This is a genomic window from Methylotenera sp. G11, assembly GCF_000799735.1.
Lineage (GTDB): Bacteria > Pseudomonadota > Gammaproteobacteria > Burkholderiales > Methylophilaceae > Methylotenera.
Window position 1 is genome coordinate 1212387 of the sequence record NZ_JUHH01000001.1, and the last position, 14438, is coordinate 1226824.

Consider the following 14438-nt stretch of genomic DNA (forward strand, 5'->3'; position numbering starts at 1 on the left):
GAGTCACCATGCTTAAGCTGAACCTGATATTTTCTTTGCCACGCTTAACCCGCTTGTTCTTGCTGCTGACACTTGCCACCAGCAGCTTTACAGCGGCCGCCAAAGAAACCGTTTCGATAGAAAATGCATGGGTGCGCGCTACAGCGCCCGGGCAGGATGTTGGCGCAGCCTATATGACATTTGCCAGCAAGCAGGATGTCACTTTGATTCGCATAGAAAGTGACGCGACTAAAAGTGTAGAAATTCACAGCATGTCGATGCAAAACGGCGTGATGAAGATGCGCATGCTGGATACCCTGCCAATCAAGGCCGGCAAACCGTATACACTTGAACCGGGTGGTTTTCACCTGATGCTGTTCGATTTAAAGAAACCGCTCACAGCAGGCCAGCATGTAAATTTTGAACTGACTTTCAAATCAGGCAATGCTGAATTCAAGCAGCAGATCAAAGCACCGGTCAAAGCACCTGGCAGCGACGAATCAGGCGGCACCGACCACAGCCACCATCATTAGGCAACACGGAAAGCGTTACTGCTGATTCCAGATTGCGCGCTGCAAGGCAATGCCATGGGCGCCATGCGTTCTGGCAATATGCAGATCATCGACTTGCATGCCGCCTAATGCGAACACAGGCAATGCATAGCCTTCAATCAATTCGGCAAAGCACTCCCACCCCAAAGCACTCGCCTGCGGATGACTCCTGGTAGGCTGTACCGGCGATAGCATCACATAATCCAGCCCGAGCCTCGCGGCCTGCATCAGCTCTTTTTCATTGTGGCACGAAGCTCCGCTTAGCAAGCCCTGCGGCTTTGATTGCAAGGCCATCAACTGACTTGAAGATAAATGCACCCCTGCCGCATGCAAGCCCTGCGCCAGATCGACATCAGAATTGATGAACACTTTGGCAGAATATGGCTCGGCTACTGCCATAACCTTGCGCGCAAATTGCAGCAGCGCTTCAGGGGAAAGCTGCTTCTCGCGAACCTGTATCATTCTGAGACCGCGGGAAAAGGCAAGGTTTAACCGAGTAAAAAACAAGTCTTCACCTAATTCATGCAGGTTGGTAATTGCATAAACTGAAGACAAACACAGCCCGGTCAATATAGGCGCATTGGCCGGCAGCATAGGCCCTACGGTAACATGTTGCGGATTCTGCCAGCTCAGCGCCTGCTGCTCCAGCCCGGCCGGCTCGCCAGCCCACCCGGTAATGACAAAGAAATGGAGCCTGACAGTTTTGGCGGGGCTTTCCAGCCCGCCACTGGCATTGTATTTTGCCTCGTAATCGTAGGTGCGCGTGACCCATGGATAATACTGCGTCGGGATAATGCCCAACTCCTCCTGCAGTTCCCTGACCAGCGCATGAGCCGGCAATTCGCCAGCCTCGACCTTGCCGCCAGGAAACTCCCAGTAACCTGACCACGGTTTCCCGACAGGGCGCTGCCCCAACAGTACCGAACCATCAGGCGCCTGGATCACGCCTACCGCAGCCTCCGTGATCACAGCGGTCACCTGGTCAGAAACTCCCATAAGATACAATGGCCTGATTAAGAACGGTAATCCGCATTGATCTTCACATAGTCGTATGAAAAATCACAAGTCCAGATCGTAATATCCTCACTGCCGCGATTCAATACGACGCGCACCAGGATATCGGATTCCTTCATTACTGCAGCGCCCTGCTCTTCAAGATACGAAGCGGCCCTGCCGCCATTCTCGGCAACCAGCACATCACCCAGGTAAAGCTGCAATGTATTCACATCCAGGTCATCGATGCCGGCATAACCGATGGCTGCCAGAATACGGCCCAGGTTAGGGTCCGATGCGAAGAATGCGGTTTTGATCAAAGGTGAATGGGCAATCGCGTACGCCACTTTGCGGCATTCCTGTTCCGACTTGCCGCCTTCAACCGTCACGGTCATGAACTTGGTAGCGCCTTCACCATCACGCACGATGGCCTGCGCCAGTTCAATAGCGACATCGGCAATCGCATCGCGCAGCACCGCAAAGTCAGCGCTTTCGGTAGTGATTTCAACATTGCCGGCCTGATTGCTAGCCATCACGATCAGGCTGTCATTGGTAGAAGTATCACCATCCACCGTGATACAGTTGAATGATTTATTGACGGCGTAATGAATGATCTGTTCAAGCGCGACCTGGCTCACAGCGGCATCCGTTGCGATATAGCCCAGCATGGTCGCCATGTTGGGGTGAATCATGCCGGAACCTTTACTGATACCGGTAATGATGATGTCCTTGCCGCCTAATTTAATCTGGCGCGAAGTACCCTTGGCAACGATATCCGTGGTCATGATCGCTTCGGCAGCATTGAGCCAGTTATCTTCTTTCAGGTTTGCAATCGCGGCAGGCAGGCCTGCAATCACTTTATCTACTGGCAGCGGCTCCAGGATCACACCGGTAGAAAACGGTAATATCTGGTTTGCATTCAGATCAAGCAAGCCCGCCAGCGCCTCACAACTCTGTTGTGCACGCCTGAGGCCATCTTCCCCGGTACCGGCATTTGCATTGCCTGTATTTACCAGCAAGGCGCGGATTTCGTTCTTTTCAGCCAGGAATTGCTTGCACAATACGACCGGTGCGGCGCAAAAACGATTCTTTGTGAAAACGCCCGCGACCTTGCTGCCTTCGGCAAGCTTGATCACCAGCACATCCTTGCGGTCAGGTTTTTTGACATAGGCTTTGGCAAAACCTAATTGCACGCCTTTGACCGGCAACAAGGATGAAGCCTGTGGGGCCGTTAATTTTACTGGCATATCGGATTCCTTATTTTTTCGTCATGATCTATAACTTGAACAAACTTATGCGCGACGCCAGGTCGTGCCCTGCGGAGTATCTTCCAGAACAATTCCCGCTTCTGCAAGCTGCTTCCTGATGGCATCCGCTTCAGCGAAATTTTTATTTTTCTTCGCATTCAGGCGCGCCTGGATCAAACCCTCGACATCTAACGCACCGTCCGTCTCACCTTGCAGGAACTCATCAGGCTTGCGCTGCAGCAGCCCGAGAACTCCTGCCAGCCCTTTAAGCAGGCTCAGCGAATCAGCATTCCTGGTCCTGTTCACCTCATTCACCAGGTCAAACAACACAGCCAAAGCCTCAGGCGTATTGAAATCATCATCCATAGCGTCCTTGAATCGTGCGGCCTGCGGATGCTGCCAGTCAACAGCGGCGTCCATGACATCCGCTCCGCGCAAAGCCGTATATAAACGGGTCAGCGCAGATTTTGCATCATCAAGGTGCTGGTCGGAATAGTTGAGCGGGCTACGGTAATGCGCACGCAGGATGAAAAAACGCACCACTTCAGCATCATATTTTTCCAGCACGGTACGTATCGTGAAGAAGTTACCCAGGGATTTAGACATCTTTTCATCGTCCACACGGACAAAACCATTGTGCATCCAGTAATTCACCATCTGGCAGGGCTTGCCGTCATGGCTATGTGCGGCTTCTGATTGTGCAATCTCGTTTTCATGGTGCGGGAACTGCAAATCCTGCCCGCCGCCATGAATATCAAAATGCTGGCCCAGATGATGTGAGCTCATGGCTGAACATTCGATATGCCAACCCGGGCGACCTTTACCCCAAGGGGAATCCCAGCTTGGTTCGCCCGGCTTGGCGGCTTTCCACAACACGAAATCCATCGGGTCACGCTTGAAGCTATCCACCTCGACACGCTCGCCGGCACGCAGGTCTTCAAGCGATTTACCGGATAATTTGCCGTAACCTGTGAATTTATTCACCGCATAGAACACATCGCCATTGGCTGCCGGATAGGCAAATCCTTTATCTACCAGGGCTGCAATCATGCCCAGCATGCCATCGACAAACTCCGTCGCTTTAGGCTCGATATCCGGACGGACAACGCCGAGCTTTGCGGCATCTTCATCCATGGCATCAATAAAACGCTGCGTGAGCTGTGCGATGGATTCATTGTTTTCTTGGGCGCGCTTGATAATTTTGTCATCAATATCGGTAATGTTGCGTACATAAGTCACGTCGTAACCGCTTGCGCGCAGCCAGCGGCTGACCATATCGAACACCACCATGACGCGCGCATGCCCTAAATGGCAAAAATCATAAACGGTCATACCACAGACATACATGCTGACTTTACCGGCAACAATAGGTTTAAAAGTCTGCTTTTCGCGGGCTAGCGTGTTGTAAATTTTTAACATAGTTATTTAGAGCTGGATGGTTGAATGGCTGATTTGCTGAACGCTGCGACCCAATTAATATATACATGCGGTTTAGGAAATATATCGGCCTAAACCTGAATGAGCTATTGGAGGTTGCCTAGGCTATTGATAGAATCACACAATTATTAAATTCACAAAAAAGTATATCACAATGAATAATCTTGTTGCGCTGCTCGCGCCGTCTATTGCCAGGTTTGTACTGATTTTATCCGCATCTTTTGCTTTCACCGCAATCGCCTGTGCAGATGAACTGAAAGAGATTTCACAACTGGCAGAACAAGGCCAGACAGCAGTAGCGCTTGACCGCGTGAACACCTTCATTGCCGCCAACCCAAAAAACCCGCAGGGCCTGTTTATGAAAGGCGTACTGCTGGCAGAACAAGGCCGCCGCGAAGAGGCCATCAGGGTATTTACCGACGTTACCGAGAAGTTCCCCAGCCTGCCTGAACCATACAATAACCTGGCTGTACTGTATGCTGACCAGGGCCAGTTCGACAAAGCACGCAAAGCACTGGAAACAGCGATTAAAACACACCCAAGCTATGCGACAGCGCATGAGAACCTGGGTGACATCTACGCACGCATGGCAAGCGAAGCTTACGGCAAGGCACTGCAGCTCGACACGGCAAACGCGCGCGCCCAGGGCAAGTTATCTTTAATCAAAGACCTGTTCGGCACCGGCAACAAAACCACGATTGCAGCGAACGAGCCGGCTAAGAATATCAGCGCAGCCCCTGCTGCCGGCACTGCACAGGCCGACATCAAGAAAGCAAACTCCGCTGCACCGGCAAATGCCAGGGACGCGATTACCGCCAGCGTAAACAAGTGGGCACATGCGTGGTCCAGTAAAAACCTTGACCAGTACTTTGCCAGCTACGGTGCGAGCTTCAAGCCGGCTAAAGGCTTAAGCCGCCAGGCATGGGAGCAGCAGCGTAAAGAACGCATCAGCAAGCCGGAAAAAATCAGTGTTGAAATCTCCGACCTGAAAATTGAATCTGATGACAGCACGGCAAAAGCGAAATTCAAACAGTCATACCGCGCGGACGGCCAGCCGATCCGCACCAGCAAAGCACTGTTAATGAAACGTGACGGTGATAATTGGTATATTGTTGAAGAAATCGCCAGCAACTAGGCAAGTAGAAATAACCGGAAATTCAGGTGTAAGAAGTAACGCATGCTAGTTAAAAAAGCTTTCACATACGCATTATTAGCTGCTATTACATTGGTGCCCTGGAACGCCACGGCAGTCAATCGTTTCAGCCTGAGCAATCTGCTGCCGAAACCCGATTTAAACTTAGCAGATGCAACTGCCGCTGCTACCAGCCTTGCTGAAAGCCTGCTGGTAAAAAGCCTGCTCGAAATATCCGAAGGCAATACCAAGCAGGCGCTCGATACCATAGACCAGCTGATACAAAGCGTGCCTAATTTCAAACTGGCTTATCTGGTGCGCGGCGACCTGCTCATGGCGCAGGGTAAATACCTGCAATCATTCGGCAGCGCTGGCAACAACCCGACAGAAGCGATCAGGGACTTGCAGGACGAGGCCCGCGCACGCATAGAACGCCACCTGGCTAAACAGGTTAAGGAGAAACAGCCTAACCTGCTGCTAGCGCCCAATGACCAGCAGAAGCATCTGATAGTAGTGGATACCAGCAAGTCAAGACTGTACCTGTACAGAAATGAATCCGGACAATTGAAGTATGTAGCAGACTACTACATTACCGTCGGCAAGAATGGCGTAATCAAGCAGTCCGAGGGTGACAAACGCACGCCAATTGGCGTGTACTTTGCACGCCCCAAGCTTAATCAGCCGCTGCCAGACTTATACGGCGAAGGCGCTTACCCACTCAATTACCCAAACGAATGGGACAAAGAGCATAACAGAAAGGGTTCAGGTATCTGGCTGCATGGCACGCCCAGCAACACCTACAGCAGGCCGCCGCGTGCCAGCGACGGCTGCGTCGTGCTGACCAACCAGGACCTGAAATCGCTGGAACCTTTCCTGCAATCCGGCAAAACGCCTGTTGTGATTGTCAATGACCTGGAATGGCTGGATAACACCAGCGACAGCCCGGAAACCCAGAAAAAAGAACTGACCGCAGCCATTGATCAATGGCTTGGCGACTGGAAGGCGCAGGACACGGAACGCTATCTGTCGCACTATTCAAAAGACTTTTCCAGTGACGGCATTAACTTCCGGAAATGGGCAGAGCATAAACAGCGCGTGCAGGCCGGCAAACCGGATGTTGAAATATCGCTGTCAGACATCAGCATGTTCAGTTATCCGGATACCGAGAAGAAACTCGTTGTCGTCGATTTTGTGCAGGATTTCAAAAGCCCCAGCCTGAAAAACAGAATGCAGAAGCGCCAATACTGGATCCAGGAAAATAACAGCTGGAAAATCATCTATGAAGGTGCCGCTTAGGCAGGCCTGTGGCATACTGGCCGCTTGCCTGATCATTTAACCCACTACTATTCACTACCACTCGCTACCGAATATTTAAAAGGAATCATATGCGTCGAATCTTTGCCCTAATGCTACTTGCCATACTCAGCACATCTGCCGCGGCTGCCAACCCCCAAGTGGTGGTGGATACAAACCGCGGCAGCTTCATCATCGAGCTGTACCCTGAAAAAGCGCCAAAGACAGTAGCCAACTTTATGCAGTATGTGAATTCCGGCTTCTACAAAAACACGATCTTTCACCGTGTCATCAACCGCTTCATGATTCAGGGCGGCGGTTTCACCGCTGATATGTCCGAGAAGAATACCGGCGCACCGATTATCAATGAAGCAGCCAACGGTTTGAAAAATGACATCGGCACCATTGCCATGGCAAGGACTTCTGACCCGAACTCAGCAACGGCACAGTTCTTTATCAACCTGGAAAATAACCAGTTCCTCAACTACCAGAGCCCGGATCCTGAACTGATCGGCTACTGTGTATTTGGCCGCGTACTTAAAGGCATGGATGTCGTACGGGAAATTGCATCAAGCCGGACCGGCAATGTCGGTCCATACAGCGACGTGCCTAAAGAAACCGTTTTGATTAACGAAATCAGAATCAACAAAGCGCCTTTATAAACAAGGCATCACACTCTTATCATTTTATTTTTTTAAGGATACCTCGTGGTTAAATTACAAACTAACTTTGGCGAAATTACCCTGGAACTCGACGCTGAAAAAGCGCCGATCACTGTTGCGAATTTCCTGCATTACGTAGATAACGGATTCTACGACAACACTATTTTCCACCGTGTCATCAATAACTTCATGATTCAGGGCGGCGGTTTCGATACCGGCATGAACCAGAAATCGACAGCCGCTGAAATCAAGAACGAAGCTGACAATGGCTTAACCAATGACAAATACACAATCGCAATGGCACGTACTTCAGCACCGCACTCTGCCAGCAGCCAGTTCTTTATCAACGTAGCCGATAATGACTTCCTGAACTTCAGTGCGCCTAACAGCAGCGGCTGGGGCTACTGTGTCTTCGGCAAGGTTACGGCAGGTATGGATGTCATCGATAAAATCAAACAGGTTGCGACGACCAGCCGCAAAGGCCATCAGGACGTTCCTGTAGAAAACGTCATCATCGAGAGCGCCACCCGCGCTTAAGCAGGGCAGAAGGTGCTGCACAGAATGATGCGGCACCTTCATCATCGATACCCGCCAGCATACAGCACAGCCGGTCATTGATCAGTCATTGATAGACTGAAATTTAACAATCCAGGTTCTCATTTGCCTGTATCTGACTTATCATCTCATGATGCTAAAGTCACCTATCCAGACCCCTGCCCTGTCAGGCGCTACCCTGTTCATCTCCGACCTGCACCTATGTGCAAGCCGCCCCGCCATTAACGATGCGTTTATGGCGTTCCTGCAGAATACCGCTTCAAAAGCGGCAGCGCTTTATATTCTGGGAGATTTATTTGAATACTGGGCTGGTGATGATGATGTTGAAGATGCATTCCATCAGCAGATTATCGGCGGCTTTAAAACACTCTCAGATTCAGGCGTTCAGGTATTTCTCATGCACGGCAACCGTGACTTCCTGATTGCCGAAGGCTTTTGCCGCATGACGGGAGCCACCCTGATCGCAGACCCGACCACCATAGTCCTTTATGGTAAAAAAGCTTTGCTCAGTCATGGCGATGCATTGTGCATCGATGACGCCGCCTATCAGCAGTTCCGCACCCAGGTCAGGGATGAAAAATGGCAGGCTGAGTTCCTGAGCCAGCCGCTGGAACTGCGCAGAAAACAGATTGAAGCGATCCGTGCCCGCAGCGAGCAGGAGAAAACCCAAAAGTCACTGGAGATCATGGATGTGAATGCAGAGGCCGTCAACACCCTGCTCCGCACGCACCAGCCGGACCTGCTGATCCATGGACATACCCACCGGCCGAATCGTCACACCATCAAACTGGATGGCAGATTAATTACGAGATGGGTATTGGGTGACTGGTACGAACAAGGCAGCTACCTGGCATGCGATGAGCACGGCTGTAAAGATATGGCACTGTAAACAAGGCCGACAGACCTGCTGCCTTTACGGGGTATAACCCGGTATATTCGAATGATCCACGGTATCGATCTGTTCAGGCTGCAAAAACTTCTCTGCGTATTTCAGGTAGATCTTTTCACGGATAAACACATCGAACAGATCGGGATCGATATGGTGATTCACTTTCATCCGACCCAGGATCTCAAGTGACTCAGTCAGCGTTTTAGCTTTTTTATAAGGACGGTCTTTCGAGGTCAGCGCTTCAAAAATATCGGCAATACCCATGATCCTTGCGGGTACGGACATTTCCTCACGCTTCAGCCCTTTAGGGTACCCGCTGCCATCCATGCGCTCATGATGTCCGCAGGCGTACTCAGGTACCCGCGACAGGCTGCGCGGATACGGCAGTGAATCCAGCATGGTGATTGTTACATTGATGTGGTTATTGATGATCCAGCGCTCTTCTGCGGTTAGTGTGCCGCGCACGATACTCAGGTTATACAGCTCGTCATCACTTAAAAACCTGGTAATGCGGCCATCGGCATCAACAAGCTCGCGCCCGGCGATCTGGCGCACGCGCTGCTGATCCTGTTCAGTCATTGATTCGCTGCCAATGTTGGATGCCCGCAAGAATTCACGGTCAAGGTCACACTGCCGCTTAAAGGCCTGCAACTCTGCCTGCATGCGCCGAAACTCAGCTTCAGGGTTCTGGGGAGGATTGTGCTGCAACAGTCCAAGCTGTGCTTTCAGCATTGCATTTTCTGCCTGCTGCTTGATCAGGTCGAAGCGCTGGTCTATCAGCGCGATACGGTCAAAAATCGAGGATAGCTTGGTAGGTTTATCCATGACCGCTTCCGGCGTCGTGATCTTGCCGCAATCATGAAGCCAGCTGGCTACTTTGAGCTCGAACAGCTCGCTTTCATTCAGGAAAAAATCCTTGAACGGTCCGGACTGATCCTCTATCGCGGCTTGCGCCAGCATCATGGTGAGCTCCGGCACGCGCTTGCAATGGCCGCCGGTATATGGCGATTTCTGGTCAATCGCACCGGCAATCAGCTCGATAAATGACTCAAACAGGTCTTTAAAACCTTTGATCAGGTTCTGGTTGGTCATGGCCACTGCGGCCTGCGATGCCAGGGACTCAACCAGGCTCTGGTTAGCCGGTGAAAAAGGGATGATCTTGCCGTTGTGGATGTCTACCGCGTTAATCAGTTGCAGTACACCGATGACATCCGACTCATGATTCTTCATCGGAATCGTCAGGAACGACTGCGAACGGTAGCCGGTCTGGGAATCAAAATAACGGGTGCCCGAAAAATCAAAACTTTCGGCTGCGTAAGCATCGGCAATATTAACGGTCGATTTCTTCAGTGCGGCATAGGATGCGACCGTGGTCAGATTAGGGTGCTGCTGATCGCCCCCATGATACAAAGGCAATGCATGCTGGAACTCAGGCGGGACTTCCTGTCCGGTAGTCCCGCCCGATGCAAGCTTAAGCGTATTGTTGCGCATGATCTCAAATTTGAGATGCCTGTTATCTTCATGCATGATATAAATCGTGCCGCCGTCAGCATTGGTGATCTGCTGCGCACCTAACAATATCATTTCCAGAAGGCGCTTGTTATCTCTCTCGGCAGATAGGGCGACTCCAATTGCATTAAGCCAATCAAGTCGTTTTAGTAAGTAAGACTGCTGATAATCAGACATTAGGAATATCTTGACCCGGATTCACACTCAAAAAGGAAATACCATTAAGTAATCCAAGCAACCATCAGCCACAGCCCAACTACATCACTATGGCTGATCATTACAAGGACGCCGCAAATCTAAAACGCATTGACTACTTGCTGCCAGCTAGGTTTTTGATGCCCTGACTTCCAGCTCACGCACTTCGGCGGCAAATCTATCCAGCACGCCATTAATATATTTATGCCCGTCCGTGCCGCCGAAAACTTTTGCAAGTTCAACGCCTTCGTTAATGACAACACGGTAAGGAATACTGCTATCAAACATCAGCTCACAGCCGGCAACACGCAAGATAGCATGCTCAACAGGACTCAGTTCAGCGAGCGGCCTGTCGATAAAACCCACCAGCCTTTCATCAATCGCATTCAGATTGGCGGTTACGCTTTGCAGTAACTGCCTGAAATAAGCCTCGTCAGCCTTGTTATAGTCTGGATCATCGGTCATATCACGGAATATCTGCGACAATTCCGATTCGTTCAACATCCCGCGATAGACTGCCTTCAGCACCAGTTCGCGTGATTTTCTGCGGTTTTTGCTACCGCTTTTTTTAGTTGCGCCTGCATGCCTGCTGCGCTTCTCTGCCGCCTCATTATCCACCACCAGGCTGGTCAGCGGTTTTTGAGTATCGGTCATAACGCTCTTACCAGATTGTACATTTCAACAGCAACCTGAGCGGCTTCAGCACCCTTGATATGCATGCGTGCAATCGCCTGGTCATCATCTTCAGTGGTCAGCACCGCATTGGCAACCGGCACCCCGGTATTCAGCTGCACTTCTGAAATACCACGCGCAGACTCGTTCGACACCACTTCGAAATGGTAGGTCTCGCCGCGAATAATCGCGCCCAGGGCAATCAGCGCATCATACTTCTCACTTAACGCCATATGCTGCAAAATTAACGGCGTTTCAAGCGCACCGGGTACAGTGGCGATTGTAATGGCATTGCTTTCCACACCTAGCTTGAGCAACTCATCTTTGCATGCACTTAACAGGCCTTCACCGATATCACTGTTGAATCTTGATAGCACGATGCCAACCTGCATGCCTTTGCCGTTTAAATTTTTCTCGATTTCTCTCACGTCTTTAACTTTCCTGTTTTAACTTTTCTGGATTTTTAAATAATTTTCTTTAAATAATCTGTTTTAAATTTCTTAATCGCTATTTTACCGCATATCGCCGGTGAACTTAGTGCTTATATTTATTAGACATTTTTATTTACTCAATCAGCGCATCAAGCTTGCCGTTTTACTGATCCGGCTCATTATATCTGCCTCAAATAAAAGCCCCAGCATCAGTGAAACAGCACCCAGGTTTTCTGAATAGTACTCCAGACACCATAACTGATCGGAATGAGCACCAGCGCCCAGGCCATGACGGTGAGCAGCGGATGGTTGTCGGATTTTGCTGCCGCAGCAGACTTGCCGGCAGCGCCACTCACGGCCATAGACTGATCATGTGCAAGTTTATGCTCTGCCGCCAGCTCGGCATCTGTCATGTAATATTTTTCCGCCACCGGCTTTACCAGTAAATTGGCAATGAAGCCGATGACCAGCAAACCAGCCAGAGTCAGGAATATGGGGCCATAGACCTGATCAAACGGCACGCCTGCCTCCAGGCCGGTGTCATGCATATAATTCACGACTACCGGCCCCAGGATACCGGCGGTAGACCAGGCCGTGAGCAGTCGTCCATGAATCGCCCCCACAAACTGTGTGCCGAACATATCTGCCAGGTACGCCGGAATAGTCGCAAAGCCGCCGCCGTACATGGAGGCAATCACGCAGAAACTGGCCACGAACAGCGCCAGTGATTTGAATCCCGCCACATAGGTGGCTGTGCAGTACATGATGGCGCCCAGTACAAAGAAAATATAATAAGTGCGTTTACGACCCAGCTTATCCGATGAAGTCGCCCAGGCAAAACGCCCGAAAATATTGAAAATGGAAATCAGCCCGACAAACCCGGCGCCAACCGACGCCACTGCCGCTGCCAGCGCTGCATCCTGCTTGATCACATCAAAGCCCACTCCGGGCTGGTCAATCAATGCGCCGCCAAAAGTCTCCTGCAGCATGGGCGCTGCCGCACCGATAATGCCGATGCCGGCCGACACATTCATACACAGCACGATCCACAGCAGCCAGAACTGCGGCGTCTTATGCGCATTTTTCAAATGTACATGGCGCGTTGCGATCATGACATTCTCTTTAGTGGCCGGCGGAGTCCAGCCAGCCGGCTTCCAGCCCAGGGGCGGCACCCGATAGCCCAGGGAACCATACAGCATGAATGCCGTATAGATTGCGGCTAGCGTAACAAAAGTCTGCCAGACGCCTACACTGTCCGGGGTTGCGAAATAAGTCATCAATTTAGTGGCCAGCGGCGAACCTATCATCGCGCCGCCGCCAAACCCCATAATAGCCATGCCGGTTGCCATGCCACGGCGGTCCGGGAACCACTTGATCAATGTGGAAACCGGGGAGATATATCCTAAACCAAGCCCGATACCGCCGATAACGCCGGAGCCCAGCCACATCATCCATAGCTGGTGGCTGTAAACGCCGTATGCCGATACCAGCAGGCCTCCGCACCAGCATAAGGTAGCAACCAGTCCGGCTTTGCGCGGCCCTGCGCGCTCCAGCCAGCCGCCCCACAGCGCTGCGGAGCATCCCAGCAGCACAAAAAACAGGGTATACATCCAACCCAGGTCGAACTGTGTCCAGTTGCAGTCCGTAGCAAATAACGCCCTGGCAGTACCGGACAATTTTTCAGAGAATGTCGTCGCACCGGCAGCGCAGGCTGCCAAAGGTTTACCATCCGCTCCCAGCAGCGCATTCCCCAAAGGCTTCCAGAACACGCTGAAGCCATACGCCATGCCAATGGAAAGGTGTACCGCCAGCGCGGCAGGCGGCACCAGCCAGCGGTTAAAGCCAGGATTGGCAGTAATGTGTTCTTTCGATAAAAAACCTGACATGCAATTGACTCCCCAAAATTATTATTATTTTTTACAAATAAGACACTGCGGCAACTCCGCGCTTAACCGGCAAATCCGCACTTTCTCTATGTTGTAACAAAATGTAAAAAATGGCAATTGGCTTATGATATTTACCTGAAAATTCAATGTTTAATTTTTGTCATTAATATGTCATATTAGCGTCATAAACTAATCGGGCGTAAGTTAGAAGGCAACTCAATTTTAAGGAAAAAACATGCCAGCCAACATATTAGTTGTTGAAGATGAACCAGCAATTCAGGAACTATTAACACTTAACATCACACAGGCCGGGCACAATGCAATCCGCGCCCTCAGCGTCGAAATCGCGCAGGATCTCATGCGTGAAACTATCCCCGACCTGATTCTGCTGGACTGGATGCTGCCGGGGATGAACGGCCTGGAATTCGCCCGCAGGTTAAAATCAGACGCTTCGACCAAGAACATCCCGATCATCATGCTCACCGCACGCGGCGAAGAGTACGACAAAATCCGCGGCCTTGAGGTGGGCGCCGATGATTATGTCACCAAGCCTTTCAGCCCGCGTGAACTCAACGCCCGCATCAAGGCAGTGCTGCGTCGCCGCGCGCCGCAAATGACGGATGACCCGATTGAAGTCCAGGGCCTTCGCCTTGACCCGACCACGCATCGCGTAACCGGCAACCAGAAAAGCATAGACCTTGGCCCTACCGAGTTCAGGCTGCTGCATTTTTTCATGACGAATCCTGAACGTGTGCATACGCGCAGCCAGTTACTGGATAAAGTCTGGGGCGATCGCGTATTTGTTGAAGACCGCACGGTCGATGTCCATATCCGCCGCCTGCGAAATGCCTTGTCGATATCAGGCCATGAAGACCTGATCCAGACTGTGCGGGGCGCCGGCTATCGCCTGTCATCCCAGAATGAATAAACACTGCGGTGCTATTTTCTGAGTTGCGGTGTTCAAGCCTGATGCTAATTAACATTACCGGGGCAAAAAAGCCCGCTAT

At 51.2% G+C, this 14438-nt stretch carries 14 protein-coding genes; 7 read left to right on the forward strand and 7 right to left on the reverse strand.

What is annotated here, in order from left to right:
• Nucleotides 1–8: 8 nt before the first annotated feature.
• Nucleotides 9–512 carry a copper chaperone PCu(A)C gene (locus GQ51_RS05570; RefSeq protein WP_047550821.1) on the forward strand — a complete coding sequence of 168 codons (504 nt, stop codon included), beginning with the start codon at nt 9–11 and terminating at the stop codon, nt 510–512.
• A 15-nt stretch (nt 513–527) separates the two neighbouring features.
• Here GQ51_RS05570 and GQ51_RS05575 read toward each other — a convergent pair whose 3' ends face one another.
• Genes GQ51_RS05575 through cysS form a run of 3 tightly spaced genes read right to left on the reverse strand, consistent with a single transcriptional unit; the run spans nt 528 to nt 4189 of the window.
• The gene (locus GQ51_RS05575) at nt 528–1526 is read right to left on the reverse strand and encodes a Nudix family hydrolase (protein WP_052177725.1); all 999 of its coding nucleotides are present in this window, start codon (nt 1524–1526) and stop codon (nt 528–530) included.
• 17 nt (nt 1527–1543) lie between these two features.
• Entirely contained in the window at nt 1544–2770 is a 1227-nt protein-coding gene (argJ, locus tag GQ51_RS05580) for a bifunctional glutamate N-acetyltransferase/amino-acid acetyltransferase ArgJ (RefSeq protein ID WP_047550824.1), read from the reverse strand.
• Between the two features lie 45 nt (nt 2771–2815).
• Nucleotides 2816–4189 (reverse strand): cysteine--tRNA ligase, encoded by a 1374-nt coding sequence (cysS, locus tag GQ51_RS05585; protein WP_047550828.1) that lies wholly within the window; start codon nt 4187–4189, stop codon nt 2816–2818.
• Nucleotides 4190–4361: 172 nt separating this feature from the next.
• Here cysS and GQ51_RS05590 point away from each other — a divergent pair, with 172 nt between their 5' ends.
• From GQ51_RS05590 to GQ51_RS05610, 5 genes are all read left to right on the forward strand, one after another.
• Nucleotides 4362–5342, forward strand: coding sequence for a tetratricopeptide repeat protein (locus GQ51_RS05590; RefSeq protein ID WP_047550831.1), 981 nt, complete (start codon nt 4362–4364; stop codon nt 5340–5342).
• A 42-nt stretch (nt 5343–5384) separates the two neighbouring features.
• The gene (locus tag GQ51_RS05595) at nt 5385–6635 is read left to right on the forward strand and encodes a L,D-transpeptidase family protein (RefSeq protein WP_047550834.1); all 1251 of its coding nucleotides are present in this window, start codon (nt 5385–5387) and stop codon (nt 6633–6635) included.
• Nucleotides 6636–6724: 89 nt separating this feature from the next.
• Entirely contained in the window at nt 6725–7294 is a 570-nt protein-coding gene (locus GQ51_RS05600) for a peptidylprolyl isomerase (protein ID WP_047550837.1), read from the forward strand.
• A 45-nt stretch (nt 7295–7339) separates the two neighbouring features.
• Nucleotides 7340–7831: a peptidylprolyl isomerase gene (locus tag GQ51_RS05605; protein ID WP_047550840.1), complete on the forward strand. Its 492-nt coding sequence runs from the start codon at nt 7340–7342 to the stop codon at nt 7829–7831.
• Nucleotides 7832–7982: 151 nt separating this feature from the next.
• Nucleotides 7983–8738: a UDP-2,3-diacylglucosamine diphosphatase gene (locus tag GQ51_RS05610; RefSeq protein WP_052177855.1), complete on the forward strand. Its 756-nt coding sequence runs from the start codon at nt 7983–7985 to the stop codon at nt 8736–8738.
• A 24-nt stretch (nt 8739–8762) separates the two neighbouring features.
• On the opposite strand, the gene GQ51_RS05615 is transcribed toward GQ51_RS05610, so the two are convergent.
• The 4 genes from GQ51_RS05615 to GQ51_RS05630 form a co-directional block, all read right to left on the reverse strand.
• Nucleotides 8763–10424 carry an HD family phosphohydrolase gene (locus GQ51_RS05615; RefSeq protein ID WP_047550843.1) on the reverse strand — a complete coding sequence of 554 codons (1662 nt, stop codon included), beginning with the start codon at nt 10422–10424 and terminating at the stop codon, nt 8763–8765.
• Nucleotides 10425–10571: 147 nt separating this feature from the next.
• Complete coding sequence (nusB, locus tag GQ51_RS05620) at nt 10572–11096, reverse strand: transcription antitermination factor NusB (protein ID WP_081987100.1); 525 nt, start codon at nt 11094–11096, stop codon at nt 10572–10574.
• Nucleotides 11093–11542 (reverse strand): 6,7-dimethyl-8-ribityllumazine synthase, encoded by a 450-nt coding sequence (gene ribH / locus GQ51_RS05625; RefSeq protein ID WP_047550846.1) that lies wholly within the window; start codon nt 11540–11542, stop codon nt 11093–11095. The genes nusB and ribH overlap by 4 nt, the downstream gene beginning before the upstream one ends.
• 212 nt (nt 11543–11754) lie before the next feature.
• A complete protein-coding gene (locus GQ51_RS05630) occupies nt 11755–13431 on the reverse strand; it encodes an OFA family MFS transporter (protein ID WP_047550849.1) in 1677 nt (558 codons plus the stop codon).
• A gap of 235 nt (nt 13432–13666) precedes the next feature.
• On the opposite strand from GQ51_RS05630, the gene phoB reads away from it, so the two are divergent.
• Complete coding sequence (gene phoB / locus GQ51_RS05635) at nt 13667–14359, forward strand: phosphate regulon transcriptional regulator PhoB (RefSeq protein WP_047550852.1); 693 nt, start codon at nt 13667–13669, stop codon at nt 14357–14359.
• Nucleotides 14360–14438 lie beyond the last annotated feature (79 nt).

What these genes read in the sequence shown, in the direction of transcription:
- GQ51_RS05570 (WP_047550821.1), top strand. Translation starts at nt 9, where the DNA reads ATGCTTAAGCTGAACCTGATATTTTCTTTGCCACGCTTAACCCGCTTG.
- GQ51_RS05575 (WP_052177725.1), bottom strand. Translation starts at nt 1,526, where the DNA reads ATGGGAGTTTCTGACCAGGTGACCGCTGTGATCACGGAGGCTGCGGTA.
- argJ (WP_047550824.1), bottom strand. Translation starts at nt 2,770, where the DNA reads ATGCCAGTAAAATTAACGGCCCCACAGGCTTCATCCTTGTTGCCGGTC.
- cysS (WP_047550828.1), bottom strand. Translation starts at nt 4,189, where the DNA reads ATGTTAAAAATTTACAACACGCTAGCCCGCGAAAAGCAGACTTTTAAA.
- GQ51_RS05590 (WP_047550831.1), top strand. Translation starts at nt 4,362, where the DNA reads ATGAATAATCTTGTTGCGCTGCTCGCGCCGTCTATTGCCAGGTTTGTA.
- GQ51_RS05595 (WP_047550834.1), top strand. Translation starts at nt 5,385, where the DNA reads ATGCTAGTTAAAAAAGCTTTCACATACGCATTATTAGCTGCTATTACA.
- GQ51_RS05600 (WP_047550837.1), top strand. Translation starts at nt 6,725, where the DNA reads ATGCGTCGAATCTTTGCCCTAATGCTACTTGCCATACTCAGCACATCT.
- GQ51_RS05610 (WP_052177855.1), top strand. Translation starts at nt 7,983, where the DNA reads ATGCTAAAGTCACCTATCCAGACCCCTGCCCTGTCAGGCGCTACCCTG.
- GQ51_RS05615 (WP_047550843.1), bottom strand. Translation starts at nt 10,424, where the DNA reads ATGTCTGATTATCAGCAGTCTTACTTACTAAAACGACTTGATTGGCTT.
- nusB (WP_081987100.1), bottom strand. Translation starts at nt 11,096, where the DNA reads ATGACCGATACTCAAAAACCGCTGACCAGCCTGGTGGTGGATAATGAG.
- GQ51_RS05630 (WP_047550849.1), bottom strand. Translation starts at nt 13,431, where the DNA reads ATGTCAGGTTTTTTATCGAAAGAACACATTACTGCCAATCCTGGCTTT.
- phoB (WP_047550852.1), top strand. Translation starts at nt 13,667, where the DNA reads ATGCCAGCCAACATATTAGTTGTTGAAGATGAACCAGCAATTCAGGAA.